The organism is Pseudoalteromonas neustonica (assembly GCF_001653135.1).
GTDB lineage: Bacteria > Pseudomonadota > Gammaproteobacteria > Enterobacterales > Alteromonadaceae > Pseudoalteromonas > Pseudoalteromonas neustonica.
In genome coordinates this window covers 33,081-44,814 of the sequence record NZ_BDDS01000019.1, presented here as the reverse complement: position 1 = coordinate 44,814, position 11,734 = coordinate 33,081, and the positions used below count along the sequence as shown (strand labels likewise).

The following is an 11,734-nucleotide window of genomic DNA, read 5'->3' as shown; positions in this document are numbered from 1 at the left end:
GCGACCTTAGTCGCTTTTTAAATATAGACGTCGCTAATTATAAATCGCTTGCACTGGTATCCAGTGGTGCAAAGCTTTTAATTAAATCATCAACCGCTTTCATTTGGCTCAAGTAGCCTTCAAGTTTACTCAATGCTAACGCACATGGGCCGTCACATCTGGCTTCGTTTGGATTAGGGTGAGCTTCAATAAATAGTCCAGCAAGTCCGAGCGCCATTCCACTGCGAGCAAGTTCAGCCGCTTGAGCACGGCGTCCATCAGCAGAGTCTGCACGTCCACCAGGGCGTTGTAATGCATGGGTTGCATCAAAAATAACAGGAGCCATTGGCTTCATGTCATCCATACCTAGCATATCGACAACAAGATTATTATAACCAAAACTAGAACCACGCTCACACAACGCTATGTTGTTATTACCCGCTTCATTAAATTTAGTAATGATATGGCGCATTTCGTGTGGAGCTAAAAACTGTGGTTTTTTAACATTAATAACAGCGCCCGTCTTAGCCATTGCTACAACGAGATCCGTTTGACGTGCTAAAAATGCAGGTAGTTGGATAACATCAACGACTTCAGCCACAGGCGCAGCTTGATGAGGTTCATGAACGTCTGTGATAAGCGGAACATTAAACGTTTTTTTGATCTCTTCAAAAATTCTCAACCCTTCTTCCATACCTGGTCCACGGTATGAATTTATTGATGATCGGTTTGCTTTATCAAATGACGCTTTAAATACATAAGGAATATTAAGCTTGCTGGTCACTTCCACGTAATGCTCAGCAATTCGCATCGCCAGATCGCGAGACTCAAGTACATTCATGCCACCGAACAACACAAACGGTTTATCATTGGCCAGTTCAATATTACTAATTTTAATCAAATGGTTATTCATTATTATTCCTTAAGGTGCAACTGCTTGCATCATTAATCCACAAATATACGCCATGTACGTACCTACTCCGTAGCCCATAACCGCCAATAGCACACCAACGGGCGCAAGCGATGGGTGAAAAGCAGATGCCACAACAGGGGCAGATGCGGCGCCGCCGACGTTAGCCTGAGAACCAACGGCCATATAAAATAGCGGCGCTTTTATAATTTTAGCCACAATTAGCATTAAACTAGCGTGCGTTAACATCCAGATTAAACCAATTACAAAATACATAGGCGACTCAAAAATAGCCGTTATATTCATATGTAAGCCAATCGATGCCACTAAGATATACAAGAAACTTGACGCAACCTTCGACGCGCCAAACGCTTCAATATGTCGCACTTTGGTAAATGACAGGCTAATGCCGATCGTGGTAGAAATAACGATTAACCAAAAAAACTTGCTGTTTAAGCTGTACTCTTGCGCCCATGGGAAATTAGCCCCAAAGAAAGGCCCTAAAAAGTCAGCGCAAAAATGCGCAAGGCCTGTAATACCAAAGGCGATTGCGATTATCATCATATAATCGTTTAACGTGGGTGTGCGCGCATGCTCAGCTTGGTATTTTTCAACACGATTTTTTAAGTCTTCGATTGCACTGGTATCTGCGCCCGTTTTTGCATCAATCGCTTTATGATTGGCGGCCATTAATAACAACACAGCCATCCACAAATTAGCGACAATCACATCAACGGTTACCATTGCAGAGAAAATATCACCGCCGACTTCAAACATTTCTTTCATAGACGCCTGATTTGCACCACCGCCAATCCAACTACCTGCGATTGTTGTCATTCCGCGCCATACGGCATCAGGGCCATGACCGCCGACAGCTTCTGGATACACCGCACTCATGATCAAAATAGCTAAAGGGCCACCAATTACAATACCCACTGTCCCCGTCAAAAACATAATGAGTGCTTTGGGGCCAAGATTAATAATGGCACGTAAATCAATGCTGATTGTCAGTAAAATTAAACACGCTGGTAGTAAATAGCGCGACGCCACATAATAAACATTAGAGGCGCTGCCATCGACAATACCAAATGTATTAAGCAGTGACGGTAAAAAATAGCAAAGGAGTAATGCGGGGACATATTTGTAAAACTTTTTTAGTGCACTGTGCTCACTATGAGATGTTTTAAAAATAAAACCTAATATTACAGCCAACAAACCAAATACAACGGCATCGTTGGTAATTAATGCGGTATTAGTATCAACCATTGGAATTCCTTAAAATTAATGGTGCGTTTTATTATTATCTTCGAGTTCTTCTAATTGGTGCTGAATTATTTCTATTGCTGGATCATCTGGACATTCATCAATAAAAAATTGTAAGTCGTCACGCGCCATTTGCGGGCAATCTAGCTGGTTTAATAAATAACCTCGATCACGTCTTTCATATGGATCATCACCAATGAGTTCCATGAGCATTTCGACGCAGTTCAAAGCATGACCAAATTTATTACCGCTGATAAATGCCCATTTTTGTTGCGCTAAATAAAGTTTATAAACATCTTCATCAAAAATAAGCTCTAACGGTTCTTGTTCGTCACCATTTTCTTCACTGGCGTTTTCAGGAATGATATACCAGCTTTGCTGACCAGTACTGGGTTCGAGTAAATACCCTTCCTCATCACTGATTGCAATATGTACGTTTACTTCACTATTGTTAATAGTCACATTAGCATCAAAATCAGCATGATTGAGTAAATGACATAATAATATTGCCAACGTCGTTTCTGAACCACTGCGCATACTGAGCATATAGCTAAAACTATTCAGAGTGTATTCTGGTACTTTTAGACTTGAGACACTAAATAGCCACTGCGTGAAAAACATATCAACTAATGCGTCAAAGCGCTCGTGAGTATCAATATGTTGCTGGCATAGCTCAGTTACCTGACTTTCAAAATCGCTCAATGTAGCAAAGCTATCGCTTAGATCTGCTTGAGGGTCCCACTTTGCTTCAGCGCTGATACAACGATACAACGCTTGGGGAACGAATGTGTCAAAAGCCTCATCTTGATAGGACTCATTTTGATCTTCAAACCAAGGGGTGGTCATTAATACTGCAACATCTTTTTTAGAAAACGAATCACTAGTTTACCTAGTTTTTAGGCGAGATACCAACGCCGCGCGTTAGTTTATACCCGCGTATTCTCAAATCACTTGATTCAATGTTTTGAGATCACGCGGATATTTAGTGCAAAGACTCAATATGTCTTTGCACATTCAGAGAGTTAAAGAAACAAAGCTGTCTTAGTAACTGCTAATTTACCTATTAATGCGATTACAGCTGTTGTAACAACCAATAGGACTACTTTAATGCTGGTTTTTTGCTGCTTACTTGCAATAACGCCCAGTACAATATAAGCCACAACTAAAATAATTTTTTCAAGTAGCCACATCTGCTCCAATGGGTTCATTTTTGCAATGGCCATTAACGCAAACGCTGAAATAAGTAAGAATGTATCTGTAGCGTGGCTACCAATAAATACCACCTTATTCTTTGCGATTGTGCCACTTCCCATTCGTGAAAATGAACGTACATAAAATAAAACGATGCTTAAAACGGCGATTGCCATGTGAGTGTGTTTTACTGCTAAATATTCCATATGCCCCTGTACTACTTTGTTTTATAAAATTAAACCGCGCCCCCTAGTCAGGATAACGCGCTAATACTTGCTCTAATTCATCAAGATTGTCATTAAATATATCAACTAATTTAGGCTCAAAGTGTTTACCTTTTTGTTGATTAATTTCTTCGACTACTTTCTCACATGTCCACGCCTCTTTATAACAACGCTTGTGGCGTAGTGCATCATAAACGTCAGCAAGTGCGACTATTCTGCCAAAAATGTGGATGTTTTTTTCTTTTAGCCCCAGAGGATACCCAGAGCCATCCCATTTTTCATGATGATCACGGGCAATTAATGCACCTGCATTCACAATTTCACGTGTTGAATCTTTTAAAATTGCATGCCCTTTTTGAGTATGCGTTTTCATGACTTCCCATTCAGCATCTGTCAGTTTAGATGGCTTATTAAGTATCGCATCTGGAATACCGACTTTACCTACATCATGTAAAGGCGATGCTAAACGAATAAGTTCTGCTTCACGTTTTGATAAACCATAACCCAGCGCTAAAATATGACAAATATGAGAAACCCGTTTTACATGGTTTCCCGTTTCTGTTGAGCGTTGTTCAAGCGCTTCACTTAAACGAAGCATCAATTCTTGTTGTGTCGCTTCTATTTCTGATTGTAATTGCACATTTTCATACGCTAGTTGCACGTTTTGTGAAAAAATCTTAATTAGATGACGTTGTGTATCCGTCAAATGTTGCGGAATACCTGAAATGAACAACATTGAATTATGGTTATACTCACTACAACAATACGCAAATAAATAATTATCTTTATAAATAATTGTTTTACCTTGTAATGCTTCTTTGCATGCGAGTAATTGATCAGTACTTAATACTTCTTCAATCGCTTTACCCTCACTGCGTTCAAAATCGCCGCGACCAGAAAAAACAACCAGCTTTTTTTGGTTATCTTGTGGGTTACCTGCAACTAAACTGGTTGCATACATTGCTTGATCTACGGTGCCTATCAAAGAAGTTAATTGTTGCATAACGCCCTCAATAAAACTCTCAATTGAGTGAGCTGAAAAAATATCTCGCGATGCTTTAATTATTTTTTCAAGACCTTGGCGAGATTGCTCAATCGATAATATATCGCGATAAGAACGTAAGCTCGACATCACAACGGTGAATAGCTTTTGTGCCGTCAGTTCAGTCTTCGATTTATAATCGTTGATATCATAATTAACGATAACTTGACGCTCTGGTGCTTGCCCTGGTTGACCTGTACGCAGAATAATACGGATATGATTATTTTTAGCGACTTCACGAATATACTGTGCAACTTTAAGCCCGGCGTCATCCGTTTCCATCACTACATCTAGAAGTACAATTGCGGCATCTGGATTATTGTCTATTACTTTTTTTGCTTCCGCACCTGAATAAGCACTAATAAACTCTAAGCGCTTATTTTGAAATTCAAAATCACTCAACGCTAATTTAGTTACTGCATGAACTTCAGATTCATCATCAACAATGATGACTTTCCAGGTCCCCTTAATTACTTCTACTTCTTCTTCTTGCGGTTCATCCGAAAATAAAAAATCATCCATTCACTTAGTCCTCAAAGGCGGTTTTCGTTGCTCTCGCACTGCAATTTTTATAATTATCCAGGCCACTGTGCAAGCGTTACACGATCGTTATTTGCTAAATCTTTAACTGTAAGTATATTTGTATACGCCATTTGTGCAAAAAAACTATGCACTTTAGTACTTTGTTGATAACCATGCTCTATCAGAAGATAGCCATTTGTCGTTAAATAATCACGCGCTTGAGTAATAATGTACTTGATATCGGCCATACCGTCATCGTCAGCTACTAATGCTGACAGCGGTTCAAAACGAACATCACCTTGATTTAAGTGGATATCATCTTGTTCAATATAAGGCGGATTACTAACAATTAAATCAAACTGTTGCATTGCTACTTCACTAAACCAATCACTTTGCACAAAGCCTACATTCGTAAACCCTAAGCGCTGCTTATTCGTATTAGCAAGTGCGACAGCCTCGCTCACTCTATCAACACCCGTTATCTGCCAATGTGGCATTTCGCTGGCAAGCGCAAGTGCAATTGCACCTGTGCCCGTGCCCAAATCAAGCACATTAGCAACTGTCGGTAACTGTAAACCTAAGGCATGTTCAACCAATGTTTCTGTATCTGGGCGTGGGATCAAAGTGCTTGCATTAACTTGTAATGGTAAACTCCAAAACTCTCGCAAACCTGTTATATGGGCAACAGGTTCACCATTTAAACGTCGCTGACAATACTCATCAAATTGCAACTGTTGAGCTGCACTAAGCTGCTTTTCAGGCCAACTAAATAAATAGCTATGTGGTTTTTGGAGCACATCAAGTAATAAAACTTGTGCATCTAGTTTTGCACTGTCGGTGCTACTTTGCAATAGCAAAGCAGCCCGTTTAATTGCTGAGTCAACCGTGTCTGTCACGATTATTCATCACCCATTGCGGCTAATAAATCTGCTTGATATTCTTGCATAAGCGGCTCAACTACACAGCCTAAATCACCTGCTACTACTTCATTTAAGCGATATAAAGTGAGATTGATACGATGATCTGTAATACGTCCTTGCGGGTAGTTGTAAGTACGAATTCGCTCTGAACGATCACCGCTTCCCACTAAGTTACGACGCTCTGATGCTTCTGCTGCATGGCGTTTCTCATCTTCGGCTTGCTGTAATCTAGCTGCAAGTACTGACATCGCTTTAGCGCGGTTTTTATGCTGTGAACGTTGATCCTGACACTCAACCACAACGCCAGTAGGTATATGCGTAAGTCGAATAGCTGAATCTGTTTTATTAACGTGCTGACCACCGGCACCTGATGCACGAAAGGTATCAACTTTTAAATCCGCGGTGTTAATTTGTATCGCTTCGGCCTCTGGTACTTCCGCCATCACCGCTACAGTACACGCTGACGTATGCACGCGCCCCTGAGACTCAGTTTCTGGCACACGTTGTACGCGATGTACACCTGATTCAAACTTTAATTGCCCGTAAACACCTTCACCACTGATATTCGCAATCACTTCTTTGTAACCACCGTGCTCACCTTCATTGGTGCTCACAACTTCTACTTTCCATTTTTTAGTTTCTGCGTAACGGCTGTACATACGGAATAAGTCACCTGCAAAAATAGCCGCTTCATCACCGCCCGTCCCAGCGCGTACTTCAACAAACACGTTGTTATTATCTCGCGGGTCTTTTGGCAACATTAATACTTGTATTTGATCTTCAATTACCAGAATTTGTGCTTTTGCTTCTTTATATTCTTCTTGCGCCATTTCACGCATATCTGGGTCTGAATCTTTCAGCATTTCTTCTGCAGCAACAACATCATTTTGTGTTTCTTGATAGCCTAAAAATGCTTTAACGATTTCTTCCAGCTCAGAATATTCTTTAGAAAGAGCACGAAAGCGGTTTTGATCGCTAATAACCGACGGGTCACTTAGTAACGCTTGGACTTCTTCATAACGCTCAACTAAGGTTTCTAATTTATGATAAACGGACTCTTTCATGTAACTGTTATTCCTGATCAATACCTAACATTTTCTTTAATTGGCTTAACTGAGCAACTTCACCTTTTTTAGCCGCATCTTGAATTGCACGGGTAGGCGCGTGCATCAAACGGTTGGTTAATTTGTTGGCCAGCTCTAAAATAATTTTTTCTGCGTCTTTACCAGTATTTAATTGGCTAATTGCCTTATCAACCAATTCAGACTTTATATCATGTACATCTTGACGATATGTACGAATCAAATCGACTGAGTCGAGTGAACGCATCCACATTACAAATTCAGCACAGCGCTGAGTAATAATAACTTGCGCCTCGTCAGCGGCTTGTTCTCTTGAGGCGATATTTTCGCTTACTATTGCCTGTAAGTCATCAACCGAATACAAATAGGCGGCATCTAATTCACCAACTTGACTTTCAATATCACGCGGCACAGCAATATCAATAAATAACATTGGCTTATTACGACGTTGTTTTAGTGCTTGTTCAACCACACCTTTACCAATAATAGGGAGTGTACTCGCAGTCGAACTAATAACGATATCTGCTTGATGTAACCGCTCAGGTAACTGTGCTAATGCAATAACATCCGCATTAACGTCTTGTGCTAATAATTTAGCGCGTTCAATAGTACGGTTTGCGACTGTAATTTGCTGTGGCTCATTTTGGTATAAATGTTTAGCGACTAGCTCTATTGTTTCCCCTGCACCTATTAATAGCACATTTGTTTTATCTAACTTTCCATAAATATGCTTTGCTAAATTAACTGCAGCGTATGCAACTGAAACAGCGCTTGCGCCTATCTCGGTCTCTGTTCTGACTTGCTTTGCCACTGAAAATGTTTTTTGAAATAAACGATCAAAAATCAAGTTAACCGAATTATGGTTTTTAGCGCTGTTATAAGCCTGCTTAATTTGCCCTAAAATTTGCGGCTCCCCCAACACCAGTGAATCGAGCCCACACGATACGCGCATTAAATGATTGATAGCGTCTTGGTCTTCATGACAATATATATTGTCACTCAGCTCTTGTTCATCTAAACCATGGAAACTTGCAAGCCACTGTAACAGTGTTTGGGAATTTTGCTGAGCAAGGCTACAATAGATTTCGGTGCGGTTACAGGTTGATACTATAACGGCTTCATTAAACTGTTCATGATCACTTAGTTGCTGTAACGCCTCTGATAATTGCTCAGGCGAAAAGGCGACCTTTTCTCGTAATTCTACGGATGCGGTTTTGTGATTAATACCAAGTGCTACTATGGTCATATTTGCCAAATATTGCTAAGCCATGCTCGAAAGGCAATAATTTTACCAAAAATCAGCTGAATATGGAAAGTAAGGAACGACATTTGATTCGACTATATTTGATTTTACTCACATTTTTTTTATTTTTAAGCGGTTGCGCTCACCGAATTGATCAACAAACAGCCCTTTATGCCAATTGGAAGGACCAATTATCGCAACAAAGTAACTGGCAAGTTGAAGGTAAGATGGCATTTATCAGCTCACAAGAACGTCAATCTGCTAATTTAAACTGGCAGCAAAAGGAAGAGTTAAATCAACTTATTCTCACAACGTTTATTGGAACACGAGTATTAGCGTTAAAACAATCGGCTGAAGGGGCTGAGCTTGAGTATGACGACCAAGTTTTTTATGATCAAAACGCCTCAGCGTTATTGCATCGATTAACTGGCTTTACTATTCCTCTTGAAAATGCTGAGCACTGGCTAAAAGGAACGGCTACAGATGAGTCACTACAAGTAGATGAATTAGGTCGAGCGAAAAGTATTACCTGGCAAGATACCGATGGCAGCCAATGGGATATTAGCTACGGCGATTATCAACAACATGCTGGGTTTTGGTTACCAAAAAAATTAACATTAAAACATCGAGACATTAAAATAAAAATTCAACTCTACGAGTGGCACTTTAATTAATATGACTAAGCAAACTATGACTTCTTTTTCATTATTGGCACCAGCCAAACTTAACTTATTTTTACACATTAATGGTCGCCGTGAAGATGGCTACCATGAACTGGAAACCCTATTTACTTTTTTAAATTATGGCGACGAACTCACCTTCACTTTAACAAATACAGCAAGCATTGAAGTCACAGGTGACACCCAAGGAATCCCCTTAAATGATAATTTGATCTATAAAGCAGCCATTTTGTTACAAAACCACTGTCAAATATCGTTTGGTGTAAAAATAAATTTAATTAAAATATTGCCTATGGGGGGCGGAGTCGGTGGCGGTTCATCCGATGCTGCAAGCACGCTTTTAGCACTTAATAAATTATGGAAATGTCACTTATCACTGGATGAATTAGCCCAATTAGGTATAAAACTTGGAGCCGATGTGCCCGTGTTCATAAATGGTAGAAGCGCCTTAGCACAAGGCATTGGTGAGAAGTTAGTCGATGTTGAGCTAGAAAAAAAGTGGTTTTGCGTCGTTCATCCAAACGAACATATAAGTACGGCTAAAATATTTACTCACCCCGATTTAAAACGTGATACTCCTAAGCTCAAAGGCGATTGGCAGCAACAGACTTTACGCAACGATTGTGAGTCATTAGTTAAAAAGCTTTGTCCTGAGGTTGAAAAGACCCTCCAGTGGTTGCTAAAATACGCTCCGTCAAAGATGACTGGCACAGGTTCATGTTGTTTTGCTGAATTTGCAACGCAAAAAGAAGCGCAACTTGTTCTTGAAAACCTCCCCAATACATGGAGTGGTTTTATTGCCAGTAGCGTTAATATCTCTCCTGCCCATACGCAGTTGAACGCTATACATTGAAGCAATGAAGTAACGTACAAGTAAATAAAATTAAAGTTAACATGCGACGCGTTTGCATCGCTTGTTAGTCCAAAAATTCAGTGCCTGAGGAACCCTACCGTGCCTGACATGAAGCTCTTCGCTGGTAACGCAACACCTGACTTAGCTCAAAAAGTTGCAAAACGTTTATATATTGAAGTTGGCGATGCTGTTGTTGGCCGTTTTAGCGACGGTGAGATCAGTGTTCAAATTAATGAAAATGTTCGTGGCTCGGATGTTTTTATTGTGCAATCAACCTGCGCCCCTACTAACGATAACTTAATGGAGCTTATTGTTATGGTTGATGCATTACGTCGTGCATCAGCAGGTCGTATTACAGCCGTCATTCCTTATTTTGGTTATGCGCGTCAAGACCGTCGTGTACGTTCTGCCCGTGTTCCAATCACAGCTAAAGTTGTTGCAGACTTCTTATCAAGTGTTGGTGTTGACCGCGTTCTTACGGTTGACTTACATGCTGAGCAAATTCAAGGTTTCTTTGATGTGCCAGTAGATAACGTATTCGGTAGCCCTGTATTACTAGAAGACATGAAAGAACGTAAGTTTGATGATGTTGTTGTAGTATCACCTGATATTGGTGGTGTAGTACGTGCTCGCGCAATTGCAAAATTATTAAACGACACAGATTTAGCTATCATCGATAAACGTCGCCCACAAGCGAACGTTTCTCAAGTAATGCATATCATTGGTGATGTTGAAGGCCGTGACTGTATTATTGTTGATGACATGATCGACACCGGTGGTACATTGTGCAAAGCTGCAGAAGCACTTAAAGAACATGGCGCAAAACGCGTGTTTGCTTATGCAACCCATCCTGTATTATCAGGACAAGCGGTAGAAAACATCCGCAATTCTGTCATTGATGAAGTCATTGTTACTGACTCAATTCCACTGTCTGCTGAATTACAAGCAATTGATAAAATCAAAGTGTTAACTCTTGCAGACATGCTAGCTGAAACAATTCGCCGTATCAGCAACGAAGAATCTATTTCAGCAATGTTTGAACACTAAACTTATTAGTTACAGACACACTGATTATAATAAAGCACCTTTAAGGTGCTTTTTTTATACCCGTTGTTTATTTTAGTTAGGGGTGGTGTTATGATAGCGCGCCTTTTGGCTAGGGACCTTGGTCGCAAAGGCCCTAACTCTTTTAATTATTGGAGACATCATGTCTAACGAAACATATACATTTAATGCAGAACTACGCACAGAAACTGGTACAGGTGCGAGCCGCCGCCTACGTCGCGAAGACAAAGTTCCTGCTATCCTTTACGGTGCAGATAAAGAAGCTACGACTCTTACTTTTGAACATAAAGATATGATCAAAGCACAAGAAAGTGAAGGTTTCTACACTCACATTCTTACTCTTGATATCGCTGGTGAAAAAGTTGAAGCTATCCTTAAAGATATTCAACGTCACCCGTTCAAGCCTAAGATCACTCACCTTGATTTCCAACGTGTAGATGCTGCTCACAAACTTCACACTAAAGTGCCTGTTCACTTTATCGGTGAAGACGTAGTAACTAAAGCTGGTAACACGGTTGTTCACCAATTAACTGAAATCGAAATCACGTGTCTTCCAAAAGCACTTCCTGAGTTCGTTGAAGTTAACGTTGCTGCTTTAGTAGCCGGTGATTCAATCCACATCTCTGACGTTAAACTTCCTGCAGGTGTTTCATCTGTTGATTTAGCGAAAGGTGCTGATCACGACCAGTCTATCGTAACTATCAAAGCTAACAAAGCTGCGCCAGTTGAAGACGAAGCTGCAGAATAATTTCTAGGTTTG

Annotated in this window: 12 protein-coding genes; 4 read left to right on the top strand and 8 right to left on the bottom strand. The window is 40.4% G+C overall.

Going from position 1 to position 11,734, the window contains the following annotated elements:
- Positions 1 to 37: 37 nt before the first annotated feature.
- The 8 genes from kdsA to hemA form a co-directional block, all read right to left on the bottom strand.
- Positions 38 to 892, bottom strand: a complete 855-nt coding sequence (gene kdsA, locus A7967_RS18360; RefSeq protein ID WP_054206455.1) for a 3-deoxy-8-phosphooctulonate synthase — start codon at positions 890 to 892, stop codon at positions 38 to 40.
- A 9-nt stretch (positions 893 to 901) separates the two neighbouring features.
- Positions 902 to 2,155 (bottom strand): DUF819 family protein, encoded by a 1,254-nt coding sequence (locus A7967_RS18355; RefSeq protein WP_054206456.1) that lies wholly within the window; start codon positions 2,153 to 2,155, stop codon positions 902 to 904.
- 15 nt (positions 2,156 to 2,170) lie between these two features.
- The gene (locus tag A7967_RS18350) at positions 2,171 to 2,998 is read right to left on the bottom strand and encodes a tetratricopeptide repeat protein (protein ID WP_054206457.1); all 828 of its coding nucleotides are present in this window, start codon (positions 2,996 to 2,998) and stop codon (positions 2,171 to 2,173) included.
- A gap of 176 nt (positions 2,999 to 3,174) precedes the next feature.
- Positions 3,175 to 3,549, bottom strand: a complete 375-nt coding sequence (locus tag A7967_RS18345) for a SirB2 family protein (protein ID WP_054206458.1) — start codon at positions 3,547 to 3,549, stop codon at positions 3,175 to 3,177.
- A gap of 43 nt (positions 3,550 to 3,592) precedes the next feature.
- The gene (locus tag A7967_RS18340; protein WP_054206459.1) at positions 3,593 to 5,131 is read right to left on the bottom strand and encodes a response regulator; all 1,539 of its coding nucleotides are present in this window, start codon (positions 5,129 to 5,131) and stop codon (positions 3,593 to 3,595) included.
- Between the two features lie 53 nt (positions 5,132 to 5,184).
- The gene (gene prmC, locus A7967_RS18335) at positions 5,185 to 6,027 is read right to left on the bottom strand and encodes a peptide chain release factor N(5)-glutamine methyltransferase (protein WP_054206460.1); all 843 of its coding nucleotides are present in this window, start codon (positions 6,025 to 6,027) and stop codon (positions 5,185 to 5,187) included.
- Positions 6,028 to 6,029: 2 nt separating this feature from the next.
- Positions 6,030 to 7,115: a peptide chain release factor 1 gene (prfA, locus tag A7967_RS18330; RefSeq protein WP_054206461.1), complete on the bottom strand. Its 1,086-nt coding sequence runs from the start codon at positions 7,113 to 7,115 to the stop codon at positions 6,030 to 6,032.
- A gap of 7 nt (positions 7,116 to 7,122) precedes the next feature.
- On the bottom strand, positions 7,123 to 8,379 hold the full coding sequence (hemA, locus tag A7967_RS18325) for a glutamyl-tRNA reductase (protein ID WP_054206462.1): 1,257 nt from the start codon (positions 8,377 to 8,379) through the stop codon (positions 7,123 to 7,125).
- Between the two features lie 83 nt (positions 8,380 to 8,462).
- Here hemA and lolB point away from each other — a divergent pair, with 83 nt between their 5' ends.
- The 4 genes from lolB to A7967_RS18305 all read left to right on the top strand — a co-directional run bounded on the left by lolB (position 8,463) and on the right by A7967_RS18305 (position 11,722).
- Positions 8,463 to 9,050 carry a lipoprotein insertase outer membrane protein LolB gene (gene lolB / locus A7967_RS18320; protein ID WP_054206463.1) on the top strand — a complete coding sequence of 196 codons (588 nt, stop codon included), beginning with the start codon at positions 8,463 to 8,465 and terminating at the stop codon, positions 9,048 to 9,050.
- 1 nt (position 9,051) lies between these two features.
- Positions 9,052 to 9,909: a 4-(cytidine 5'-diphospho)-2-C-methyl-D-erythritol kinase gene (ispE, locus tag A7967_RS18315; RefSeq protein WP_231659103.1), complete on the top strand. Its 858-nt coding sequence runs from the start codon at positions 9,052 to 9,054 to the stop codon at positions 9,907 to 9,909.
- Between the two features lie 99 nt (positions 9,910 to 10,008).
- The gene (locus tag A7967_RS18310; RefSeq protein ID WP_054206464.1) at positions 10,009 to 10,956 is read left to right on the top strand and encodes a ribose-phosphate pyrophosphokinase; all 948 of its coding nucleotides are present in this window, start codon (positions 10,009 to 10,011) and stop codon (positions 10,954 to 10,956) included.
- 160 nt (positions 10,957 to 11,116) lie between these two features.
- Entirely contained in the window at positions 11,117 to 11,722 is a 606-nt protein-coding gene (locus tag A7967_RS18305) for a 50S ribosomal protein L25/general stress protein Ctc (protein WP_054206465.1), read from the top strand.
- Positions 11,723 to 11,734 lie beyond the last annotated feature (12 nt).